Annotated in this window: 20 protein-coding genes and 1 riboswitch; of the genes, 11 read left to right on the plus strand and 9 right to left on the minus strand. The window is 70.9% G+C overall.

The window, feature by feature from the left end; translation table 11 throughout:
* Nucleotides 1–302: 302 nt before the first annotated feature.
* Complete coding sequence (locus ACF08M_RS35570; protein ID WP_392189418.1) at nt 303–1,919, plus strand: adenosine deaminase; 1,617 nt, start codon at nt 303–305, stop codon at nt 1,917–1,919.
* A gap of 148 nt (nt 1,920–2,067) precedes the next feature.
* Here the strand turns inward: ACF08M_RS35570 and ACF08M_RS35575 are convergent, their stop codons facing one another.
* Complete coding sequence (locus tag ACF08M_RS35575; RefSeq protein WP_392189419.1) at nt 2,068–2,688, minus strand: TetR/AcrR family transcriptional regulator; 621 nt, start codon at nt 2,686–2,688, stop codon at nt 2,068–2,070.
* Between the two features lie 112 nt (nt 2,689–2,800).
* On the opposite strand from ACF08M_RS35575, the gene ACF08M_RS35580 reads away from it, so the two are divergent.
* Nucleotides 2,801–3,991 (plus strand): cytochrome P450, encoded by a 1,191-nt coding sequence (locus tag ACF08M_RS35580; RefSeq protein WP_392189420.1) that lies wholly within the window; start codon nt 2,801–2,803, stop codon nt 3,989–3,991.
* Between the two features lie 5 nt (nt 3,992–3,996).
* Complete coding sequence (locus tag ACF08M_RS35585) at nt 3,997–4,215, plus strand: ferredoxin (RefSeq protein ID WP_392189421.1); 219 nt, start codon at nt 3,997–3,999, stop codon at nt 4,213–4,215.
* A gap of 78 nt (nt 4,216–4,293) precedes the next feature.
* On the opposite strand, the gene ACF08M_RS35590 is transcribed toward ACF08M_RS35585, so the two are convergent.
* A complete protein-coding gene (locus ACF08M_RS35590; RefSeq protein ID WP_392189422.1) occupies nt 4,294–4,767 on the minus strand; it encodes a hypothetical protein in 474 nt (157 codons plus the stop codon).
* Nucleotides 4,768–5,089: 322 nt separating this feature from the next.
* On the opposite strand from ACF08M_RS35590, the gene ACF08M_RS35595 reads away from it, so the two are divergent.
* Nucleotides 5,090–6,331, plus strand: a complete 1,242-nt coding sequence (locus ACF08M_RS35595) for an esterase/lipase family protein (RefSeq protein WP_392189423.1) — start codon at nt 5,090–5,092, stop codon at nt 6,329–6,331.
* 266 nt (nt 6,332–6,597) lie between these two features.
* Here ACF08M_RS35595 and groL read toward each other — a convergent pair whose 3' ends face one another.
* From groL to thrC, 4 genes are all read right to left on the minus strand, one after another.
* Entirely contained in the window at nt 6,598–8,220 is a 1,623-nt protein-coding gene (gene groL / locus ACF08M_RS35600; RefSeq protein WP_072487928.1) for a chaperonin GroEL, read from the minus strand.
* A 322-nt stretch (nt 8,221–8,542) separates the two neighbouring features.
* Entirely contained in the window at nt 8,543–8,749 is a 207-nt protein-coding gene (locus tag ACF08M_RS35605) for a cold-shock protein (protein ID WP_003967346.1), read from the minus strand.
* Between the two features lie 422 nt (nt 8,750–9,171).
* Complete coding sequence (locus ACF08M_RS35610) at nt 9,172–9,450, minus strand: MoaD/ThiS family protein (protein WP_392189424.1); 279 nt, start codon at nt 9,448–9,450, stop codon at nt 9,172–9,174.
* Nucleotides 9,451–9,479: 29 nt separating this feature from the next.
* On the minus strand, nt 9,480–10,799 hold the full coding sequence (gene thrC, locus ACF08M_RS35615) for a threonine synthase (protein WP_392189425.1): 1,320 nt from the start codon (nt 10,797–10,799) through the stop codon (nt 9,480–9,482).
* 17 nt (nt 10,800–10,816) lie between these two features.
* Nucleotides 10,817–10,943: riboswitch (SAM riboswitch) on the minus strand.
* 153 nt (nt 10,944–11,096) lie between these two features.
* Here thrC and ACF08M_RS35620 point away from each other — a divergent pair.
* The gene (locus ACF08M_RS35620; RefSeq protein ID WP_392189436.1) at nt 11,097–12,041 is read left to right on the plus strand and encodes a glucosyl-3-phosphoglycerate synthase; all 945 of its coding nucleotides are present in this window, start codon (nt 11,097–11,099) and stop codon (nt 12,039–12,041) included.
* Between the two features lie 44 nt (nt 12,042–12,085).
* Nucleotides 12,086–13,477: a trehalose-6-phosphate synthase gene (locus ACF08M_RS35625; protein ID WP_392189426.1), complete on the plus strand. Its 1,392-nt coding sequence runs from the start codon at nt 12,086–12,088 to the stop codon at nt 13,475–13,477.
* Nucleotides 13,478–13,481: 4 nt separating this feature from the next.
* Here the strand turns inward: ACF08M_RS35625 and otsB are convergent, their stop codons facing one another.
* The 3 genes from otsB to ACF08M_RS35640 form a co-directional block, all read right to left on the minus strand.
* On the minus strand, nt 13,482–14,360 hold the full coding sequence (gene otsB, locus ACF08M_RS35630; protein WP_392189427.1) for a trehalose-phosphatase: 879 nt from the start codon (nt 14,358–14,360) through the stop codon (nt 13,482–13,484).
* 147 nt (nt 14,361–14,507) lie between these two features.
* Nucleotides 14,508–14,786 (minus strand): DUF3263 domain-containing protein, encoded by a 279-nt coding sequence (locus ACF08M_RS35635; protein ID WP_392189428.1) that lies wholly within the window; start codon nt 14,784–14,786, stop codon nt 14,508–14,510.
* Nucleotides 14,787–14,883: 97 nt separating this feature from the next.
* Nucleotides 14,884–16,101: an ABC transporter substrate-binding protein gene (locus ACF08M_RS35640; protein ID WP_392189437.1), complete on the minus strand. Its 1,218-nt coding sequence runs from the start codon at nt 16,099–16,101 to the stop codon at nt 14,884–14,886.
* Between the two features lie 359 nt (nt 16,102–16,460).
* Here ACF08M_RS35640 and ACF08M_RS35645 point away from each other — a divergent pair, with 359 nt between their 5' ends.
* From ACF08M_RS35645 to ACF08M_RS35665, 5 genes are all read left to right on the plus strand, one after another.
* On the plus strand, nt 16,461–17,369 hold the full coding sequence (locus ACF08M_RS35645) for an SIS domain-containing protein (RefSeq protein WP_392189429.1): 909 nt from the start codon (nt 16,461–16,463) through the stop codon (nt 17,367–17,369).
* Nucleotides 17,370–17,482: 113 nt separating this feature from the next.
* Entirely contained in the window at nt 17,483–18,415 is a 933-nt protein-coding gene (locus tag ACF08M_RS35650; RefSeq protein ID WP_392189430.1) for an ROK family protein, read from the plus strand.
* A complete protein-coding gene (gene nagA, locus ACF08M_RS35655) occupies nt 18,415–19,569 on the plus strand; it encodes an N-acetylglucosamine-6-phosphate deacetylase (RefSeq protein ID WP_392189431.1) in 1,155 nt (384 codons plus the stop codon). The genes ACF08M_RS35650 and nagA overlap by 1 nt, the downstream gene beginning before the upstream one ends.
* Before the next feature lie 171 nt (nt 19,570–19,740).
* A complete protein-coding gene (locus ACF08M_RS35660) occupies nt 19,741–20,703 on the plus strand; it encodes a 1-phosphofructokinase family hexose kinase (protein ID WP_392189432.1) in 963 nt (320 codons plus the stop codon).
* 158 nt (nt 20,704–20,861) lie between these two features.
* A complete protein-coding gene (locus ACF08M_RS35665; protein WP_392189433.1) occupies nt 20,862–21,725 on the plus strand; it encodes a ketose-bisphosphate aldolase in 864 nt (287 codons plus the stop codon).
* Nucleotides 21,726–21,903: the final 178 nt, after the last annotated feature.

Consider the following 21,903-nt stretch of genomic DNA (forward strand, 5'->3'; position numbering starts at 1 on the left):
TCCAACGTGCGGTCGGTCCGGACGAGGCGCAGAACGGGCAACCGCACGAATGTCACAGGGAGTTGTCATGCCTGGCCCCAAAAAGCTCGCCGGGATTCGCGATCGGGGGATACCCCCGCACGGAGGGGAACAGGGCGGATGGCGAACGAGGGCAGAGGTCGTCGCCACTGAGCCCGGGGCACGGAAAGCGCGTGCGATCGCGCCACGGAGCGTGTCCGCGCGCACACTCCATCGGGTGGAGGTTTCCGGCCATAGATGCGATTTGGGTGAGAAATGCTCTCCCCGGACGCAATCATGCCTCGGTGATCTCATCGAACCGGACGGCTCACCGTCCCAAGTCCCTGCTCCCGGCAGGGCTCGGCGCACTTGCCGTATTGACTCTGCTCCCGGCGATCCCGGCCAACGCCGCGCCCACGCCCGGGAAGGAGTCCTCGTCACGGGTCGCCTCGTACACGTCACCCCGCGCGGTGACCGCCGCCGAGCGCAGGACCTCCGCCTACCTCGACTCGCTGCGGAACAGCCCCGAGAGGCTGAAGTCCTTCTTCAAGGCCCTGCCCAAGGGGGGCGACCTCCACAACCACCTGTCCGGCGCAGTGACGACCGAGTATCTGATCAAGCTCGCGGCCGAGGGCGGCCTGTGCATCGACGCGACGATGAAGGCGGTCGCGCCGCCGTGCGGACCGGGCACCAGGCCCGCCGCCGACGCGCGGACGGACGCCGCCTTCGAGCAGCAGATCATCCGGGCCTGGTCCATGCAGGACTTCCCGGCCAATCAGTCCGGGCACGACCACTTCTTCGACACGTTCGACAAGTTCGGCATGGCGACCTGGTACACCCGCGGCAAGATGCTCGCCAATGTGGCCAACACCGTCGTCGAGCAGAACCAGTTCTATCTGGAGACCATGGTCTCCCCCGCCTCGGACAGCGCCAAGCAGCTTGCGGAGTCCGTGGGTTACGACGCCGACCTGGCGGCGTTCCACCGCAAGCTCGTGGCCGGCGGGAAGCTCGACCGGGTCGTGGACGAGGCGGTCAAGGAGGCCGACGACACCGACGTCCAGTTCCGCAAGGCCGCGCACTGCGACACCGCGCGCCCCGACCCGGGCTGCCGGCTGCCCGTCAGGTGGATCTCCCAGGTATCCCGGGGAAGTTCCCCGGCGCGGGTGTTCACGCAGATGGCACTCGGCATGCGGCTGGCCGAGCGCGACCCGCGGTTCGTCGCCGTCAACCTCGTACAGCCCGAGGACTGGGACAGCTCGCTGGCCAACTACAGCCTCCAGATGCGGATGCTGAAGTACCTGCGCGGCCAGTACCCGGGCGCCCACCTCACCCTGCACGCCGGTGAGCTGGCCCCCGGCCTGGTCAAGCCCGAGGACCTGACGTTCCACATCCGCGAGGCCGTACTCGTCGCCGGAGCCGAACGCATCGGGCACGGCGTGGACCTGGTTCACGAGAACGACTGGCGCGGGCTCGCCCGGACGATGGCACGGCGCAAGGTCGCGGTCGAGGTGCCGTTCTCCAGCAACAAGCAGATCCTCGGCATCGCGGGCAACGACCACCCGTTCAACGCCTACCGCCGCTACGGCGTCCCGGTGGTCCTGTCCACGGACGACCCCGGGGTCTCGCGGATCGACATCAGCCACGAGTACCGGTACGCCGCCAAGACGTACGGCCTCCGCTACACCGAGCTGAAGGACCTGGCGCGCGCCTCGCTGGAGTACGCGTTCCGCAACGGCCGCAGCCTGTGGGCCACCGGCTCCGCCCCCTCCGGCTACCGTCCGGTCGCCGCCTGCTCGGGCAACCGTCCCGGCGCCGGGCACCCGAGCACGCGCTGCGCCCGCTACCTCGCCGACAACCCGAAGGCGGCGACCGAGTGGCGCCAGGAGGCGGCCTTCGCCGCCTTCGAGGCCCGCCACCGGTAGCCGCGCACCGCACACAGCACACAGCACGTCCGGGCCCCGGGGCTTGAGCTCCGGGGCCCGGGCCTGTCTCCCCAGCCGACTCCCGGATCTGTTTCTGTGCCTGCCCCGGGCCCTCTCCCGGACCTGCCTCCCGGACCCGAACCCGTCCCTACGGCTGCTGGTCCGGCGCCGACCAGAGATGACTGAGCGTGCCGAGCACGAGGCGGCAGACGTCGTCCGGTTCGGCACCGGCCAGCGGCTCGCGTGCGACGACCGTCCGCATCAGGCCGATGCCGAGAAGCCACGCCATGGCGAGATCCGCACGCAGGGCGCCGTCCCGGGCGTCGGAGAGTCCGGCCAGCACCCTCTGGTACTCCTCGCCCAGCTCCCGAAGAGTTCCGGCCGTTTCGTCGCCGCCTCCGATGGACCGCAGATACACCTCCAGCGAGCGGTCCCCGGGCCCGGCGTCCGCGCTACGGGTCAGCATCGAGCGCAGGGCGGTCTCGAAGAGCTCCTCGGGCGGCGTCGCCCGCAACTGTTCGAGGCCGCCCTGCGCGAGGACCTCCGTGAGCAGCCCCTGCTTGGACCCGAAGTACCGGAAGAGCAGGGCCTGGTTGGCTCCGGCCCGTTCCGCGATGCTCCGGACCGTCGTCCCTTCGTAACCCCGTTCGGCGAACAGGTCACGGGCCGCCTCCAGCAGCCGGCGCCGGGTTGCCGCGGCATCCCGGCGGCGCGTGGCCGCGGCATCGCGACGGCGCTCTCCGGACGGCGGTGCGGGGGCGGACTCCATGGCGGCCTTCCTCTCAAAACGGCCCGTCAGGATAACGGCCGTAAAGCGTTGTTGACCGCCCGCGCAGCCACTCCTACCGTTGTAAGCAGCTGCTTACATTTGGGAGGCCGCAATGACCACAGCAGACATCGCACCCCTCGCCTACCCCTTCAACACCGCCGAGGGTCTGCAGCTCGCCGAGGAGTACGAGCGTGTTCGCGACCAGCCGGGCCTGTTACGGGTCCAGTTGGCCTACGGCGAACCGGCCTGGCTCGCCACCCGCTACGCCGACGCCCGGCTCGTCCTGGGCGACCAGCGGTTCAGCCGGGCCGCGGCCGCCTCGCACGACGAGCCCCGGCAGTCCGAGGGGCAGCGCGACGGCGGCATCCTCGGCATGGACCCGCCCGACCACACCCGGCTGCGCTCCCTGGTCGCCAAGGCGTTCACGGTCCGTCAGGTCGAGAAGCTGCGGCCGCAGGTACGGAAACTGACCGCGACCCTCCTCGACGACATGGAGGCGGCGGGACAACCCGCGGACCTGGTAGACCTGTTCGCGCTGCCGCTGCCGGTCGCGGTGATCTGCCGGATGCTGGGCGTACCCACCGAGGACCGCCCGCGCTTCCGTGTGTGGAGCGACGACGCCCTGTCGACCAGTTCCCTCACCGCGGCGGAGTTCGACGCCAGCCGCGAGGAACTGCGCGCCTATATGCGCGGGTTGATCGAGCAGCACCGCCGGGAACCGCAGGACGACCTGATGACGGCGTTGATCGAGGCCCGCGACGGCGGCGACCGGCTCTCCGAACTCGAACTCGTCGACCTGTGCGTCGGCATCCTGGTCGCGGGACACGAGACGACGGCGTCCCAGATCCCCAACTTCGTCCTCACTCTGCTGGACCACCCGGACCAGCTGGCCAGGCTCAGGGCCGAGCCCGAGCTCGTTCCGAACGCGGTGGAGGAGCTGCTGCGCTTCGTGCCGCTGGGCAGCGGTGCGGGCCAACCCCGTTACGCCACCGAGGACATCGAGGTCGGCGGAACCCTCGTCCGGGCCGGCAGTCCGGTCCTGGTCGCGGTGGGCGCCGCCAACCGCGACGCGTTGCGGTTCACCGCCCCGGGCGTGCTGGACATCGCCCGCGAGGGCAATCAGCATCTCGGATTCGGCCACGGGGTCCACCACTGCCTGGGCGCCCCGCTGGCCCGGCTGGAACTCCAGGAAGCACTGGGCGCGCTGATCGCCCGCTTCCCGGGGCTGAAACTGGCGGGTGACGTGACGTGGAAGTCCGAGATGCTGGTGCGCGGCCCGCGCGTCATGCCGGTCGGCTGGTGACCGGGATGACCTGGAACGTACGCGTCGATCCGCAGCTCTGCCAGGCGTCCGGCATGTGCGCCGGGACCGTCCCCGAGGTCTTCGCCCTGGACGGGCAGCACGCCCGGGTGAAGGCGGACGGGATCGAGCCGGACGAACGGGTTCTGGACGCCGCCGACATCTGCCCGGCCCTGGCGATCACCGTGCACGACGGGACGTCGGTCATCGGTCCCCGCCGCGATTGAGCTCCCCACGGAGAAACCGCCCCGTGCCGGAACGAACGATCCCGGCACGGGGCGGTTGGGTGACTGACGGGGCAGGTACTAGCCGAGCCGCTCCAGGATCCACTGGGGACGGCCGCTGTCGGGGCTGACGACCACGCGCCTGCCCTCCGTGGTCAGATGGCCCAGCTCACCCCGGTAGAGGGAAATGACGACCGGCACCTCGTCGGCCGGGCCCTGGATGGTCCACTGGTCGGGCTGGCGGCCGCACTCGTCCACCCACACCGCCGGCGGGTAGATCCGGACCGGCGAGAGCGCCAGACAGCGGTTCGCCCCGCGCGGGTCGCGGATCTCGGCCAGGCCGTTGCCCTGGTTGCGGATCTCCCACACGGTGCCCGGGTTGCAGGGCTCGATGTGACCGCCCAGCGGACCTTCACCGCCCGCGAGACACGCGCCGGTGCGCACATCACGGATGAAGTACGCCCCGTCGGCGGCGTCGGCGGCCTGGGCGGGGGTGGCCAGCGCCGCGACGGCGACGGCGGACGCGGCGAGAGAGAGGATCGAACGAATACGCACGGGACTCCTCGTACGAGAGAGAAACACGGGAAGACAGACCGCATCGGCGCGGCGGCCCGGAGTTCCAAGATCACAAACATGTGCGACCGTTCGCACGCTGCCACAGGCACGCGGCCCGGTTTTCCACCCCAACGGCAGCGGCGCACGCGCATCACTCACGGCGCACTCCCACCACTCCCGCTCCCCCAACGCCCCCACACCCCGGGGGTGTCCGAAACCGGCTCCCACCTGGGAGTGGTTTGATCCACTTCCGCCGCCCGGTCGCTACCTTGCGTGTTCCTCTTGGCGCGCTGTAACGAACCAACCCAAAGGGGAACGAATCATGTCCGAACCGACCCACGAGCAGATCGTCTCGGAGCTTCACAGCAGGCCCCCCATCACCCTGGTCCCCGGCCCCCGTCTGGACGCCGAGCCGCACGGCGCCCTGCCGCTGCCGCCCAGCACCGTGTGGGATCTGCCGGGCGGCACCGCCTGGGTCTACTACGGCGAGGGGAACCCGGGCCTCGTACGGCCCGTGATCTTCGCCGACGGGTTCAACACCGGGCCGAGCAGCCTGGACTTCTGCTGGGAGATCATGGAGTTCGGCGACTACGCGCTCATCAGCGAGCTGCGCCGCCGGGGGCACGACGTCATCCTTCTCGGCTTCCATGAGCGCAGTGCGTCGATTCCGGACAACTCCAAGACCGCGCAGGCCGCGATCGCGCGCGCCATCGACGAGCGTCGGGGCGACACACCACTGGCCGTCGGCGGGTTCAGCATGGGCGGGCTCGTCACCCGGCACGCGCTGGCCGCGATGGAGAGCCAGGACGTCGACCACCAGGCCGCTCTGTACTTCTCGTACGACAGCCCGCACCGCGGCGCCTGGATCCCGATCGCGCTCCAGGCGTTCGCGCACTACATCAAGGATCTCGACAGCCGCTTCTCCGACCAGATCAACAGCCCGGCCGCGCGCCAGCTGCTGTGGCGGCACATCGAGAAGTGGGACGGGACGCCGGAACGGAGCGACCAGCGTGCCGCGTTCCTCGCCGAGATGCAGGCCGTCGGCGAGTGGCCGCGCCGGCCGCGGCTGATCGGCGTCGCCAACGGCACGGCCGACGGCGTCGGCACCGACGTGCGGGCGGGCGAACTGGCCCTGGAGGGCAAGGGGCTCTCGGTCCTGGGCACCAAGCTGTACACCCAGGCGCCGGGCGACGACGAACTCGTCGCGAAGCTGCGGGTGGTGACATTGAAGAGCAACGAGGGGCGTACGTCCGGACTCCCGTCCATCGACGGTGCGCCCGGCGGCTCGCTGGAAGGCTTCGGCATCCTCGCCGACGCCTTCAACGCCCTCAGCCCGGTCCTCGGGTTCAAGACCGACGTACGGATCCGCTCGCACTGCTTCGTGCCGGCCGTCAGCGCGGTCGACATCCGTGATCTGGACACGGACGAGGAGCTGTACGCGAACATCTCCGCACTCCCGCGGGAGGAGAGCGGGCTGGACGAGTTCCTGCTCGCGTCCCACAACGAGGGGCACTCCCTCGTGACACAGGAGCTCTGCGCCTGGCTCCTCGACCGGCTCCCGTAGGGCGTTCCGCACGGCGTCCGGCGCGACGAGTGGCGGACCGGCGGGCCGGGGAGCCCTGCGCGGTACCAGGGCGGGCCGCGGTATCACGCGCTCACGGTGCTCCGGCGGGCACCGCGGGCGCGTCCTGCCGCACCCCCGCGGGGTGCCCGCCGTCCGGGGGCGGTGCCCGGGAGCCCCGGCCGGGGCAGGAACGACATCGCCCCCGGGACCTGATGGTCCCGGGGGCGATGCGGTACAGCTGTACAGGAACTACCGATCCGTCAGGATCAGAAGTCCATGTCACCGCCCGGCATGCCGCCCGGGGCGGCCGCGGCGGCCTTCTCCGGCTTGTCGGCGATGACGGCCTCGGTGGTGAGGAACAGCGCGGCGATGGACGCGGCGTTCTGCAGGGCGGAGCGCGTGACCTTCGCCGGGTCGAGAATGCCCTCGGCGATCATGTCGACGTACTCGCCGGTCGCGGCGTTCAGACCGTGGCCGACGGCCAGGTTGCGCACCTTCTCGACGACGACGCCGCCCTCGAGACCACCGTTGACGGCGATCTGCTTGAGCGGGGCCTCCAGCGCCAGCTTGACGGCGTTGGCGCCGGTCGCCTCGTCACCCGAGAGCTCCAGCTTCTCGAAGACGGCCGAGGCCTGGAGCAGAGCCACGCCACCACCGGCGACGATGCCCTCCTCGACGGCGGCCTTGGCGTTGCGCACCGCGTCCTCGATGCGGTGCTTGCGCTCCTTCAGCTCGACCTCGGTCGCGGCACCGGCCTTGATGACGGCCACGCCGCCGGCCAGCTTCGCGAGGCGCTCCTGAAGCTTCTCGCGGTCGTAGTCCGAGTCGGAGTTCTCGATCTCGGCGCGGATCTGGTTGACGCGACCCTGAACCTGGTCGCTGTCACCGGCACCGTCGACGATCGTGGTCTCGTCCTTGGTGATGACGACCTTGCGGGCGCGGCCGAGCAGGTCGAGACCGGCGTTCTCCAGCTTGAGGCCGACCTCCTCGGAGATGACGGTGCCACCGGTGAGGATGGCGATGTCGCCGAGCATGGCCTTGCGGCGGTCACCGAAGCCCGGGGCCTTGACGGCGACGGACTTGAAGGTGCCACGGATCTTGTTGACGACCAGGGTCGACAGGGCCTCGCCCTCGACGTCCTCGGCGATGATCAGCAGCGGCTTGCCGGACTGCATGACCTTCTCCAGCAGCGGAAGGAGGTCCTTCACGTTGCTGACCTTGGAGTTCACGATCAGGATGTACGGGTCGTCGAGGGACGACTCCATGCGCTCCATGTCGGTGGCGAAGTACGCCGAGATGTAGCCCTTGTCGAAGCGCATACCCTCGGTGAGCTCCAGCTCCAGACCGAAGGTCTGGGACTCCTCGACGGTGATGACGCCTTCCTTGCCGACCTTGTCCATGGCCTCGGCGATGAGCTCGCCGATCTGGGTGTCGGCGGCGGAGATGGAGGCGGTCGAAGCGATCTGCTCCTTGGTCTCCACGTCCTTGGCCTGCTCCAGGAGGGCGGCGGAGACGGCCTCGACGGCCTTCTCGATGCCCCGCTTGAGGGCCATCGGGTTGGCACCCGCGGCGACGTTGCGAAGGCCTTCGCGGACGAGGGCCTGGGCGAGAACGGTGGCGGTGGTCGTACCGTCGCCGGCGACGTCGTCCGTCTTCTTGGCGACCTCCTTGACCAGCTCCGCACCGATCTTCTCGTACGGGTCCTCCAGCTCGATCTCCTTGGCGATGGACACACCATCGTTGGTGATCGTGGGGGCGCCCCACTTCTTCTCAAGGACGACGTTGCGACCCTTGGGGCCAAGGGTGACCTTGACGGCGTCGGCGAGCTGGTTCATGCCGCGCTCGAGACCGCGCCGGGCCTCCTCGTCGAACGCGATGATCTTGGCCATGTGAAGTGGTCCTCCCGGACAGGGGTGGATTTCTCCGGACCGAGTGGCGCCCGCGACGGACGGCCTGCGCGACCGGTGGTTCCTTGCCCCACCGGCCCTGCGGGCCTCACCGGCCCGGTCCAAGTTCTGTCACTCTCACCTGGAGAGTGCTAACGCCAATGATTAGCACTCGACCCCCTCGAGTGCAAGCGTCCCCCTCGGGATGTGGACAACCGCGATCCTCTCGCGGATGCCCCGGACACCACTCACGCACGGAGGGCCTGTACCCCTGGGGTACAGGCCCTCCGTGCGTGAGTGGTGTCGTTGGCCGACCGCGTCGAGCTCAGCCGACGGCGAGCTTGACCATGTCCGCCTGCGGCCCCTTCTGGCCCTGCGAGATCTCGAATTCAACTCGCTGACCCTCTTCGAGGGTGCGGTACCCGTCCATCTGGATCGCGCTGTAGTGGACGAAAACATCCGCACCACCGTCGACCGCGATGAAGCCGTACCCCTTCTCCGCGTTGAACCACTTGACGGTGCCCTGAGCCATGCCTAACTCCCCTATTACTGGCCCTTGCGCAGGACCGCACTTCGCGGACCCGGGTCAGAACTCACCCTCCGACAGGAGAGGGTGTGTGCGCCGGAACGCGTCGACCGCGGCCGAATGTATCTGCCCAACTGCCCTCTGCAACAGGTCAATCGGACGAGAATTCTGGGCAGCATCGAACACCCGAATATGGGGAATTCATCAGATTCCAGGGCAAGTCGGGCCGGGCAAAGGCGACTTATGGCGCAAGGAGATCGCGCACTTTGGCTGCTTCTTGTCGGGACCGGGCGCATTCTCATATGCGGGCGGCACGGGCAGCTGGGGGGACTTCCCACACTGTACCGCGCTCAACCACACAGAATTGCCCCCTCCGCTTCTCTCGCGGAGGGGGCAATTCCGATAACGCCATGAAAACGGACAGGGGGTCAGCAGCCGCCCGCGACCGCCGGGATGATCGAGATGCCGGCGCCGTCCGGCGTCGCCGTCTCCAGACCGCCCTCGAAGCGCACGTCGTCGTCGTTGACGTACACGTTCACGAAGCGGCGCAGCTTGCCCTGGTCGTCCAGGACGCGGGCGGCGATGCCCGGGTGGTTCTCCTCCAGGGACGCGATGACCTGGGAGAGGGTCGAACCCTCCGCCGGGACCTCGGCCTGGCCGCCCGTGTAGGTGCGGAGGATGGTGGGGATGCGGACCTTGACGCTCATGGTGGGTGCCTCTCTTCGGTCTCGGGTGGTCAGCCGGCGGCGAGTCCGGCGGCGCGGAACGCGTCCAGGCTCGGGCGGATCGTCGCGGTCGCCTGCGAGGTGGCGGCCACCGCGTCCAGGGTCTTGAGGCCGTCACCGGTGTTGAGGACGACGGTGGTCAGCGCCGGGTCGAGCAGACCGGCCTCGATGAGCTTCTTCGTCACGCCGACCGTCACCCCGCCGGCCGTCTCCGCGAAGATGCCCTCGGTGCGTGCCAGCAGCTTGATCGCGTCGACGACCTGCTCGTCGTCGACGTCCTCGACCGCGCCACCGGTGCGGCGGGCGATGTCCAGGACGTACGGGCCGTCGGCCGGGTTGCCGATCGCCAGGGACTTGGCGATGGTGTTCGGCTTCTGGGGCCGTACGACGTCGAGTCCGGCCTTGAAGGCGGTGGAGACCGGGGAGCAGCCCTCGGCCTGGGCACCGAAGATCTTGTAGGGCTTGTCCTCGACCAGGCCGAGCCTGATCAGCTCCTGGAGGCCCTTGTCGATCTTCGTGAGCTGCGAGCCGGACGCGATCGGGATGACGATCTGGTCGGGCAGCCGCCAGCCGAGCTGCTCGCAGATCTCGTACGCCAGGGTCTTGGAGCCCTCGCCGTAGTAGGGGCGCAGGTTGACGTTGACGAAGCCCCAGCCCTCGCCGAGCGGGTCGCCGATGAGCTCCGAGCAGAAGCGGTTGACGTCGTCGTAGTTGCCCTCGATGCCGACCAGCTCACCGCCGTACACCGCAGCCATGACGACCTTGCCCTGTTCCAGGTCGTGCGGGATGAACACGCAGGAGCGGAAACCGGCGCGGGCGGCGGCGGCGCCCACCGCGCCGGCGAGGTTGCCGGTGGAAGAGCAGGAGAGGGTGGTGAAACCGAAGGCGCGGGCGGCCTCGACGGCGATGGCGACGACACGGTCCTTGAAGGAGTGCGTCGGGTTGCCGGAGTCGTCCTTGACGTACAGACCGCCGGTGACGCCCAGCTCGCGGGCGAGGTTGTCGGCCTTGACCAGCTTGGTGAAGCCGGGGTTGATGTTGGGCTTGTCCGCGACATCGGCGGGGACCGGCAGCAGCGGTGCGTAACGCCAGATGTTGTCGGGTCCGGCCTCGATGCGCTTCTTCAGCTCTTCGGGGGAGCCGCTCGGCAGGTCGTACGCCACTTCGAGCGGCCCGAAACAGGACGCACAGGCGAAAATGGGACCGAGTTCGAAACGCTCGCCGCACTCGCGGCAGGAAAGCGCCGCGGCGGGCCCGAGGTCGACGGTGCCGGTCCCGGCGTCAGCGTCGATGGAAGAATTGGTGCTTACTGCAACAGTCTGCGCAGCCATGGAGGCGAGGCCCTTTCTCCTCATCTTCCTCGCGGCGCGTTTCGCCGCGAGACGGAATTGGCACCTTCCCCACGTGACCTCGCGGTCGGCAGGAGGGTTGCCGGGACTTCAACGGGCCGTTCCCTCAGTCCCTCTGGATGAGCGCTGTGGCACCGGATCGGGGATCCGGGCATTTATTGGCGGACTGACCCCGACATGCGATGGCCATCCGCGTTGTTCAAGACTGTAACCGAAGCAGCGGACTGTTGAGATAGCCGTCCGAACCGCGAGATGGATCACATACAGGGAGTACCGACCGTGCTGGAAGAGGTCGAACGCTGGCTGGCCAGGCGTTCCTGGTCGGCCGCCGACCGCCCGCTGGACCGGCTCCTGGCCGCCAAGGAACAGGGCCGCGGCAGCGTGAGTGTGGTGCTGCCCGCGCTCGACGAGGAGGCGACGGTCGGCGAGATCGTCGCGACGATCCGGCGCGAGCTGATGGAGAAGGTCCAGCTGGTCGACGAACTCGTGGTGATCGATTCCGGTTCGACGGACGCCACCGCGAAGGTGGCCCGGGAGGCCGGTGCGCGGGTGGTCCACCGGGACGACATACTCCCCCGGATACCCGCCGTGCCCGGCAAGGGCGAGGTGCTGTGGCGGTCGCTCCTGGTGACCGGCGGTGACATCGTCTGCTTCGTCGACGCCGACCTGAAGGACTTCTCGGCCGGCTTCGTCTCCGGCATCGTGGGCCCGCTGCTGACCGATCCGGATGTGCGGTTCGTCAAGGCGATGTACGACCGGCCGCTCGGTGACACCGCGGGACAGGGCGGCCGCGTCACCGAATTGGTGGCCCGTCCGCTGCTCAATCTGCACTGGCCGCAGCTGGCCGGCTTCGTCCAGCCGCTGGGCGGCGAGTACGCCGTACGCCGCTCCCTGCTCGAACAGCTGCCCTTCCCCGTCGGCTACGGCGTGGAGCTGGGTCTCCTGGTCGACGCGCTGCACACGGTGGGCCTGGACGCGCTGGCCCAGGTCGACGTGGGGGTGCGCAAGCACCGCCACCAGGACGGGCAGGCGCTCGGCCGGATGGCGGCGGCGATCTACCGGACCGCCCAGCTCCGGCTGTCCCGCGGACACCTGGTGCGGCCTTCGCTCACCCAGTTCGAGCGGGGCGAGCACGGCTTCGTGCCGCGCACCCATGCGGTGGACACCGAGGAGCGGCCTCCGATGCGCGAGATCGAGGAGTACGTTTCACGCCGCGCGGCCTGACTTCGCACGTTTGGGCGGTTCGTGATCGGGCTAGATTCCGCAACATGGTCTCCGAGCACGAAGCCCAGCCCGCCGCCCAGGTCCTCGTCGCGTCCAACCGCGGTCCGGTGTCGTACACCCTGGGCACCGACGGATCGCTCGGCGCGAAGCGGGGCGGCGGCGGGCTCGTCTCCGGGCTGAGCGCCGTCCAGGACAAGCTCTGGGTGTGCGCCGCGCTCGGTGACGGGGACCGGGAGGCGGTCCGGCGTGGGGTCGGTGAGCCGGGTGTACGGATGCTCGACATCGACGCCGCCGTGCACGCGGACGCGTACAACGGGATCGCGAACTCGGTGCTCTGGTTCGTCCACCACATGCTGTACCAGACCCCGCTGGAGCCGGTCTTCGACGCGGAGTTCCGGCGGCAGTGGGCGTCGTTCGAGACGTACAACCGGGCCTTCGCCGAGGCGCTCGCCGAGGAGGCGGGCCCCGGCGCGGCGGTGCTGGTGCAGGACTACCACCTGGCGCTGGTGCCCGGCATGCTCCGCGGCCTCCGCCCCGACCTGCGGATCGGCCATTTCACGCACACCCCGTGGGCACCCGTCGACTACTTCCGCCTGCTCCCCGACGACATCGCCGAGCAGCTGCTGCACGGCATGCTGGGCGCGGACCGGGCGGCGTTCCTGACCCGGCGCTGGGCGGACGCCTTCATCGGCTGCTGCACGGAGATCCTGGGCGGCACCGGGCGGACCAGGGTCGGGGTGCACGGGCTCGGCGCGGACGCGGACTTCCTGCGCCGGCGCGCGCACGAGGCGGACGTGGACGAGCGGATGGCGGCGCTGCGCGAGCAGGTCGGCCCCGGGCGGCGGACGATCGTACGAGTGGACCGGACGGAACTGTCCAAGAACATCGTGCGCGGACTGCTCGCCTACCGCGCGCTCCTCGACGAGCGGCCCGAATGGCGCGAGCGCGTCGTCCACGTCGCCTTCGCCTACCCCTCGCGGCAGGACCTGCCGGTGTACCGCGCCTACACGGCCGAGGTGCGGCAGGTCGCCGACGACATCAATGCCGTGTACGGCACGGCGGGCTGGACACCGGTCGTGCTGCACGTCAAGGACGACTTCGCCCGCTCGCTCGCCGCGTACCGGCTGGCCGATGTGGCGCTCGTCAACCCGATCCGCGACGGCATGAACCTGGTCGCCAAGGAGATCCCGGTCGTCTCCGACCACGGTTGCGCGCTGGTGCTGTCGCGGGAGGCGGGGGCGTACGAGGAGCTGGGCAGCGACGCGGTCGTGGTGAACCCGTACGACGTGTCCGCGACGGCCGCGGCGCTGCACGAGGCCCTGACCATGGCGGACGACGAACGGGCCGCGCGCACCGAGCGGCTGGCCGCGGCGGCGGTGGCGCTGCCGCCGCAGCAGTGGTTCCTCGATCAGCTGGACGCGCTGCGGCGGGAGTGAGCCGTCAGATCCGCTCGGCCAGCGCTGCCAGGAAGCCGACGACGGCCCCCGGGCCGTCGAGCAGCAGATCCGCGCGTTCGGCCAGTTCGGGCACTTCCGCGCTGCCGCTGCACACCAGCAGGCCCGGGATGCCGTCGGGGCCCTCGGTGCGGAGCTTCTCCACGGCGGCGTACGCGGCGAGGTCGCCCAGGTCGTCGCCCGCGTAGAGGACGGACTCGGCGTCCGTCTCCCGTACGTACCGCGCGAGCGCCACGCCCTTGTCCATGCCCGGCGGGCGCAACTCCAGGACCAGGCGGCCCGGTTCGACGATCAGTCCGTGCCGGGCGGCGAGCTCGCCGAGGGGTTCGCGCAGGGCCTCGAACGCGGCCGGCGGGTCGGTGGCCCGGCGGGTGTGGACGGCGAGCGCCTGGCCCTTCTCCTCGACCCAGGTGCCACGCCATGAACCGAACCGGTCGAGCACACCGGGGAGTTCGGCGCGGACCGCGGCCAGGCCGGGGTGCGGGGCAGGGGTGCGGACGGTGCCGGACACGGCGTCCCAGCGTTCGGCACCGTAGTGGCCGAGGACGACGAGGTGGTCCAGTCCCCGCACTCCGGCGAAGCCGCCGTGCCGGACCGCGACGCCGGCCGGGCGGCCGGTGATCACAGCGATGGAGGCCACTTTCGGGGCGAGCGCGACGAGCGCGCCGACGGCGCGGGGGTGGGCTCGGGCCTGGTCCGGGTCGGGGACGATGTCCGCGAGGGTGCCGTCGAAATCGAGCGCGATGACGGCGCGGTCGGGGCGCGCGAGGATCGCGTCGAGGGCTTCTCGGCCGGGTGGGGTGGTGGGGGTGGGGAGCTCGGACGGGATCTCGCTCGGCGCGGGTGCGTGCGGGTTGCTGCCCATGGGGCGAGCCTATAGCGGCAACGCGGCGCCGGGGGCCCCGTCACAGGCTTTCCCGGGGGCGCGGAATCCGGGACCCCCGCTCCTCGACCGCTGAGCGCCCTGATCCCGCCGGGGCGGAAAACACGACGGCGCCCCGGACGAGCCCTCTCAGCGGCGCCCTCGCCTCGCGTCCCGTACGCGGCGCAGGCGGTTCACCGTCACCGGGTCGGCCGCCAGGGCCCGGCGGTCGTCGAGGAGGGCGTTGAGCAGTTGGTAGTAGCGCGTGGGCGAGATGCCGAGCCGTTCGCGGATCGCGCGGTCCTTCGCCCCGGGCCCGGCCCACGACTGCCGCTCGACGGCGAGCACGGCACGGTCCCGGTCGGAGAGGCCGCCGGGGCCGTCCGTGGTGCCGGGGCCGTTCGAGGGAGTGGTCACATCAGCCAACATATCGCCCGTCCCGGGGAGCCCACCCGTTCCCCCGGCCGGTCCATGCTCCGGTGCCCGGCACCCTCCGTCCGCCCGCCGCTCGCCGCTCGCCCCTGTGCTACTCGGCGCCCTCCGCCGCCACGTCCCGTGCGATCCGTCGCAGCGTTTTCGCGGGGCTGCCGCCCGGCTCGACCGCCTTGCCGATGTTCTCCTTGATCGACTCGCTGGCCCGGGCCCAGGACGTCTTGCCGTACGGGTAGAACTCCGCGTTCGGCAGCGCGGCCAGGAACTTGCGCAGCGGCTTGTAGCGGGGGTCGGACTCCATCGCCGCGGAAGCGCTGTCGGTGACCGGCAGCATGTCGTACTCGTCGGCGAAGTCGATGACGTTCTTGTCGGTGAACAGGTAGTTGAAGAACTTGCCCATCTCCACCCGGTGGTCGCGCTGCTTGAAGCCCATGATCCAGTCGGCGACGCCCATCGAGCCCTTGGAGGGGCCGCCGATTCCGGGCAGCGGGACCATGCCGACCTGGACGCCCTTCTTCTCGGCCTCCTGCATCAGCGTCGGGTGGCCGTTCAGCATGCCGACCTCGCCGCGCGTGAACGCGGCGAACGCCTTGCCCCGGTCGAGCCTGCCGGGTGCGACCGGGCCCACGAGGCCCTTGTCGACCAGGTTCGTCCTCAGCCAGTCGACCGTCCTGACGTTCTCGGCCGAGTCGATCTGGTACGAGCCGGCGTCGTCGACGTAGCCGCTGCCCCCGCCGAGCAGCCACATCATCGTCTCGGCCTGGGCCTCCTCCGGGCCGAGCGGCAGCGCGATCGGGTACTTCACCCCGCGCTGTTCGAGCACGGTCGCGTCGTCACGTATGTCGTCCCAGGTCCGCGGGGCGTCGAGGCCGGCCTGCGCGAAATACTTCTTGTTGTAGAAGAGCAGCCGGGTGCTGGCGACGAACGGCATTCCGTACTGGGTCCGGTCCACACTGCCCGCCTCGGCGAGGTGCGGCAGGAAGTTGGCCTGGGCGGGGATGGTCAGCAACTGGTCGGCCCGGTAGAGCTTGCCGGCCTTCGCATAGTCGGCGTACGAGCCGATCTGGGCGATGTCGGGGGCCTGTCCCTTCTTCACCAGGCCGGCGACCTCGCGGTCGATGTCCGTCCACGCGTAGACGCTGACATCGACCTTGATGCCGGGGTGGGACGCCTCGAAGCCCTTCACGAGCCGGGCCCAGTACTTCTCGGAACTGTTGGCCGCGCCCGTGCCGTAGTCGGCCGCGACGAGCCTGAGGGTGACGTCCTCCGATCCCCTGCCGGTGCCGCCGCAGCCCGACAGCGTCGCTGCCATGACCAGTGCGGCCGCAGCCGCTGTCAGTCCCGAGTAGCGCCGCTCCACAGCCCAGACCGTCCTTGTCCCTCGCGTCATCCGTGCCGGCCACGTCCCCGTGGGCCCCCGGATGAGCTGCGATCCTGCCGCGACGGTCGCCGAAGGTCTACACCAGCGCGGTATCGCTTTCGCAACGTCCCCGGATCCGCGTCCGGTTCGGCGGCGAGGGCATTGCCCTTGATCGGCGCCGACTGCTAAGCAGGTTTCGGCGCAAGGCACTTCCGGGTCCCTCGTGATCCGGATCCTTGCCCCGACGCTGTGCCGCACCGCCCGCATCGCCCGCATCGCCACCCGTTCCATGCCGCAAGGAGCCGTTCAGCATGTCCCGTACCGCATCAGAGATTGCCACCCAGCCCGACTGCTGGCGGCGTGCCGCGGAGGCGGGGGCGGTGTTCGACGGACTGCCGCGGCCCGGCGAGCGGGTCGCCGTCACCGGGTGCGGCACCTCCTGGTTCATGGCCATCGCATACGCGGCGCTGCGCGAGGCGGCCGGGCAGGGCGAGACGGACGCGTATCCCTCGTCGGAATTCCCCGCCGGGCGGCCGTACGACCGGGTGGTGGCGATCACCCGCTCCGGTACGACCACCGAGGTGCTGGAGCTCCTCCGCGAGCTGCGCGGCAAGGTCACCACCGTCGCGCTGACCGCCGACCCGGGGACGCCGGTCATGGACGCCGCCGACGCGGTGGCCGTACTGGACTGGGCGGACGAGGAGTCGGTCGTCCAGACCCGGTTCGCCACCACCGCGCTGGCCTTTCTGCGGGCCGGCCTGGAGGCGTCGGGGCCGCTGCCGGCCGGGGTGAAGACGGTGGCCGCAGCGGCGGTCGACGCGGAGCTCGCGGTGACGGAGCCGCTGGACGAGGCGGTGGTCTCGGCCGAGCAGTGGACGTTCCTGGGGCGCGGCTGGACGTACGGCCTGGCACAGGAGGCCGGGCTGAAGATGCGCGAGGCGGCGGGCGCCTGGACGGAGTCGTACCCGGCCATGGAGTACCGCCACGGCCCGATCTCGATCACCGGGCCGCACCGGGTGGCATGGGTGTTCGGTCCGCTGCCGGAAGGGCTCGCCGGTGATGTGGCACGGGTGGGCGGCACCCTGGTCGCGCACGCCACCGCGGACCCGATGGCGGACCTGATCCGGGCGCAGCGGCTGGCGGTGGCGCTCGCGGAGTCGAAGGGGTGCGACCCGGACCGCCCGCGCAACCTCTCGCGCAGCGTGATCCTCTCGTCCTGATCCCGTCGGCCCGGTTCGCCGGGACGATTGAGCGGGCGCGATTTTGTATGGATGCGCAACAAACCCCCATAGTGGACTAGACCTTTTTGGTTCCTCGGGCGAAACTGTTTCCCGTGAAACACGTCATCGCCCTTGATGTGGGCGGCACCGGAATGAAGGCCGCACTGGTCGGGGCGGACGGCGCCCTGCTGCACGAGGCGCGGCGGGCGACCGGCAGGGAGCGCGGTCCCGACGCCGTCGTGGAGTCGATCCTCGCCTTCGCCGCGGACCTGCGGGCGTACGGCGAGGAGCACTTCGGCGAGAGTGCCGTCGCCGCCGGTGTCGCCGTGCCCGGCATCGTCGACGCCGAGAACGGGGTCGCGGTCTACGCCTCGAACCTGGGCTGGCGTGACGTACCCATGCGGCGGCTGCTCGGCGAGCGGCTCGGCGGCGTCCCCGTCGCGCTCGGCCACGACGTGCGTACCGGCGGGCTCGCCGAGGGCCGGATCGGCGCGGGCCGGGGCGCCGACCGCTTCCTCTTCATGCCGCTGGGCACCGGAATAGCCGGGGCCATCGGCATCGCGGGCACCATCGAGTCCGGCGCGCACGGGTACGCGGGCGAGATCGGCCACATCGTGGTCTGGCCGGACGGCCCCGACTGCGGCTGCGGCCAGCGCGGCTGCCTGGAGACCCTGGCGTCCGCCTCCGCGGTGACCCGGGCCTGGGCCGCCGCGTCCGGCGACCCGACGGCGGACGCCGCGGACTGCGCGAAGGCCGTCGAGTCGGGCGACCCGGCGGCCGTGGAGGTCTGGCGGAACGCCGTCGACGCGCTCGCCGCCGGGCTGGTCACCGCACTGACCCTGCTCGATCCCCGCATGCTCATCATCGGTGGCGGGCTCGCCGAGGCCGGGGAAACCTTGTTCACACCACTCCGTGCGGCCGTCGAGGAACGCGTCACGTTCCAGAAGCTGCCCCACATCGTCCCGGCGGCCCTCGGGGACACCGCCGGATGCCTGGGCGCAGGGCTGCTCGCCTGGGATCTTCTCTCCACGGAGGTATCCGCCTGATGGCCGGACGCGCAGACAGCACAGTTCTCGCAGGTGCCCGGGTGGTGCTTCCCACCGGGACCGTCGAGGACGGCCGGGTGATCGTCGAGGGCACCCGGATCGCCGGCTCGACGCCGGAGGGCGCCCGGACGGTCGATCTGAGCGGCCACTGGGTGGTCCCGGGCTTCGTCGACATGCACAACCACGGCGGCGGCGGCGCGTCCTTCACCTCCGGCACCGTGGACGAGGTCCTCACCGGCATCCGCACCCACCGCGAGCACGGCACCACCACACTGGTCGCCTCCACTGTCACCGGGGAGATGGACTTCCTCGCCCACCGGGCCGGTGTCCTCTCCGAGCTGGTCGAGCAGGGCGACCTGGCCGGCATCCACTTCGAGGGGCCGTTCATCTCGCCGTGCCGCAAGGGCGCGCACAGCGAGGAGCTGCTGCGCCACCCGGACCCGGCCGAGGTCCGCAAGCTGATGGACGCGGCGCGCGGCACCGCGAAGATGTTCACCCTCGCCACCGAACTTCCGGGCGGCATCGAGTCGGTGCGGCTGCTCGCCGAGCACGGCGTGATCGCCGCGATCGGGCACACCGACGCCACGTACGAGCAGACCGTCGAGGCGATCGACGCGGGCGCCACCGTCGCCACCCACCTGTTCAACGCGATGCCTCCGCTCGCCCACCGCGAGCCCGGCCCGATCGCCGCCCTCCTGGAGGACGAGCGGATCACCGTCGAGCTGATCAACGACGGTACGCATCTGCACCCCGCCGCCCTGGAGCTGGCGTACCACCACGCGGGCGCCCACCGTGTCGCGCTGATCACCGACGCCATGGACGCGGCCGGATTCGGCGACGGCCGGTACCAGCTCGGCCCGCTCGCGGTCGAGGTCAAGGACGGCGTCGCGCGGCTGGTGGAGGGCAACTCGATCGCAGGCTCCACGCTCACCCTGGACACCGCGTTCCACCGTGCCGTGACCATCGACCGGATCCCGGTCGAGGACGTCGTGCAGTCCATCTCCGCCAACCCGGCCCAGCTGCTCGGCGTGTACGACAAGGTCGGCTCGCTGGAACCGGGCAAGGACGCGGACCTCGTGGTCCTGGACGCGGACTTCGCGCTCCAGGGCGTCATGCGCAAGGGCACATGGATCAAAGAGCCCCGGATCGGTTGAATCTGACCCGTTGCTGACGGCGAGTCGAATGCGTAACGAAGAGACGGCGGTTGGTCCGGGGGTCTGGGCCGACCGCCGCCTCTTTGGCATGATCGCCTGGGAAACAGGCAGAGAAAGCGCATTCCATCCACGGATTCGCGCTCCGGAGCAGGGATCGAGGGGGCGGCCGCGGTGATCCTCACGGTCACACTGAATACGGCACTCGACCTGACGTACGACGTCCCGGAACTCGTCCCGCACGCCAGCCACCGCGTCAGCGACATGTCCGAGCGGCCCGGTGGCAAGGGCCTCAACGTGGCCCGGGTGCTCTCCGCCCTCGGCCACGACACGGTGGTCACCGGATTCGCCGGAGGCTCCACCGGAGCCGTACTGCGCGAGCTGCTGGCCGCACCGGCGCCACGGGAGACGGATCCGACGGCCGCCGCCGCGCCGGTCACCGACGCCCTCGTCGAGGTCGCCGGGAACACCCGACGCACGATCGCCGTCGTCGACCGGGCCACCGGCGACACCACCCAGCTCAACGAACCCGGCCCGCTCGTCACCGCCGCCGAATGGGCCGCCCTCCTCGGCCGCTACGAAGAGCTCCTCACCGGGGCCGACGCCGTCGCCCTCTGCGGCAGTCTGCCGCCGGGCATACACGTCGGCGCCTACGCCGAACTGGTCCGCCTGGCCCGCACCGCCGGTGTCCCCGTGCTCCTGGACACCAGCGGCGAACCGCTGCGCCGCGGCATCGCCGCCCGCCCCGACCTGATCAAGCCCAACGCCGACGAGCTCGCCCGGCTCACCGGCTCGCGCGAACCGCTGCGCGCCACCCGCGACGCCCGTCGCCGCGGCGCGCACGGCGTCGTCGCGTCCCTGGGCCCGGACGGCATGCTGGCGGTCACCCCCGACGGCACCTGGCAGGCAGCGCCGCCCGCCAAGGTCCTGGGCAATCCGACCGGTGCGGGCGACTCCGCGGTGGCCGGACTGCTGTCCGGCCTCGTCGAGGGGCTGAGCTGGCCGGACCGGCTGCGGCGGGCGGTGGCACTGTCGACGGCGACCGTGCTCTCCCCGACGGCCGGTGACTTCGACCGCGCGGCGTACGAGGAGCTGCTGCCGCGCGTCGGCGTCGAGGAGCACACCGCGGCGGCCTGAGAGCCTGTCGGGTGACCTCTGACCGGGCGGCCACGCCCTGGCACGCACGCTTCCCGATCGAAGGTCACCCGACAGGCTCTGAGCCGCCACCCGTACCGGCCCGCCCGGCTCCTTGGGCCGTCGGGGCCGTTCAGCACAGAGAAGCAACAGGGGTCAGCATGCCGCTCGTCAGCACCGGTGAACTCGTCTCCGCCGCACAGGCCGAGGGACGCGGAATCGCCGCCTTCAACGTCATCACGCTGGAACACGCCGAGGCCATCGCGGCCGGCGCGGAGCGCGCCGGAGCCCCCGCCATCCTGCAGATCTCCGAGAACGCCGTGAAATTCCACGGCGGACGGCTCTCCGCGATCGCCGCCGCGGCCGCCGCCGTCGCCCGCACCTCCGACGCCCCCCTCGCACTCCACCTCGACCATGTCGAGTCCGTGGAGCTGCTGCACCAGGCGCACACGGAGGGCTTCGGCTCGGTGATGTTCGACGCCTCCAAGCTCTCGTACGAGGGGAACGTGCGGGCCACGGCCGAGGCGGTGGCCTGGGGGCACGAGCGCGGCATCTGGATCGAGGCCGAGCTCGGCAAGGTCGGCGGCAAGGAGGGCGAGGCCCCGCTCGACGCCCACACCCCCGGCGTCCGCACCGACCCGGCCGAGGCCGCCGCGTACGTCCGTGACACCGGCGTGGACGCGCTGGCCGTGGCGGTCGGCTCCTCCCACGCCATGACCGAGCGCACCGCCGCCCTGGACCACGCCCTGATCGGCCGGCTGCGCGACGCGGTCCCGGTCCCGCTGGTGCTGCACGGTTCCAGCGGCGTCCCGGACGAGGAGATCCGCCAGGCCGTCGCCTCCTCCGGCATGGTCAAGATCAACGTGGGCACGGCGCTGAACACGGCGTTCACCGGCGCGGTGCGGGCGTACCTGGCCGAGAACACGACCGGCGTGGACCCGCGGAAGTACATCGCGCCGGGGCGCGAGGCGATGGCCGCGACGGTGGCGGGGTTTCTGGGGCTCGTATCCGGCGCCGCACGCTGACCCACACCGGCAGTTGAGGACGGTCGGCGCGTCTCCCGGGGACGACCGGGCCATTGAATCAGGCCCCGCCTCACGCACCTGGCGGATGCTGTTGGTTTATTCGGGGCCGTGCGTGACGTCGGCCTTCGAGACCCGGTTGTGGTCTTGAAGGCCGACGTTGTCGTTTGGGGTGGGTGCG

This window comes from Streptomyces sp. NPDC015032, assembly GCF_043080425.1.
Classification (GTDB): Bacteria; Actinomycetota; Actinomycetes; order Streptomycetales; family Streptomycetaceae; genus Streptomyces.

Bases quoted from the DNA above. Each gene is read 5' to 3' on its own strand.
- groL (WP_072487928.1), bottom strand. From the start codon at position 8,220: ATGGCCAAGATCATCGCGTTCGACGAGGAGGCCCGGCGCGGTCTCGAG.
- ACF08M_RS35610 (WP_392189424.1), bottom strand. From the start codon at position 9,450: ATGAGCGTCAAGGTCCGCATCCCCACCATCCTCCGCACCTACACGGGC.
- otsB (WP_392189427.1), bottom strand. From the start codon at position 14,360: ATGGGCAGCAACCCGCACGCACCCGCGCCGAGCGAGATCCCGTCCGAG.
- ACF08M_RS35625 (WP_392189426.1), top strand. From the start codon at position 12,086: ATGGTCTCCGAGCACGAAGCCCAGCCCGCCGCCCAGGTCCTCGTCGCG.
- ACF08M_RS35595 (WP_392189423.1), top strand. From the start codon at position 5,090: ATGTCCGAACCGACCCACGAGCAGATCGTCTCGGAGCTTCACAGCAGG.
- ACF08M_RS35665 (WP_392189433.1), top strand. From the start codon at position 20,862: ATGCCGCTCGTCAGCACCGGTGAACTCGTCTCCGCCGCACAGGCCGAG.
- ACF08M_RS35585 (WP_392189421.1), top strand. From the start codon at position 3,997: ATGACCTGGAACGTACGCGTCGATCCGCAGCTCTGCCAGGCGTCCGGC.
- ACF08M_RS35580 (WP_392189420.1), top strand. From the start codon at position 2,801: ATGACCACAGCAGACATCGCACCCCTCGCCTACCCCTTCAACACCGCC.
- ACF08M_RS35575 (WP_392189419.1), bottom strand. From the start codon at position 2,688: ATGGAGTCCGCCCCCGCACCGCCGTCCGGAGAGCGCCGTCGCGATGCC.
- ACF08M_RS35645 (WP_392189429.1), top strand. From the start codon at position 16,461: ATGTCCCGTACCGCATCAGAGATTGCCACCCAGCCCGACTGCTGGCGG.
- nagA (WP_392189431.1), top strand. From the start codon at position 18,415: ATGGCCGGACGCGCAGACAGCACAGTTCTCGCAGGTGCCCGGGTGGTG.
- ACF08M_RS35640 (WP_392189437.1), bottom strand. From the start codon at position 16,101: ATGGCAGCGACGCTGTCGGGCTGCGGCGGCACCGGCAGGGGATCGGAG.
- ACF08M_RS35635 (WP_392189428.1), bottom strand. From the start codon at position 14,786: ATGTTGGCTGATGTGACCACTCCCTCGAACGGCCCCGGCACCACGGAC.
- thrC (WP_392189425.1), bottom strand. From the start codon at position 10,799: ATGGCTGCGCAGACTGTTGCAGTAAGCACCAATTCTTCCATCGACGCT.
- ACF08M_RS35605 (WP_003967346.1), bottom strand. From the start codon at position 8,749: ATGGCTCAGGGCACCGTCAAGTGGTTCAACGCGGAGAAGGGGTACGGC.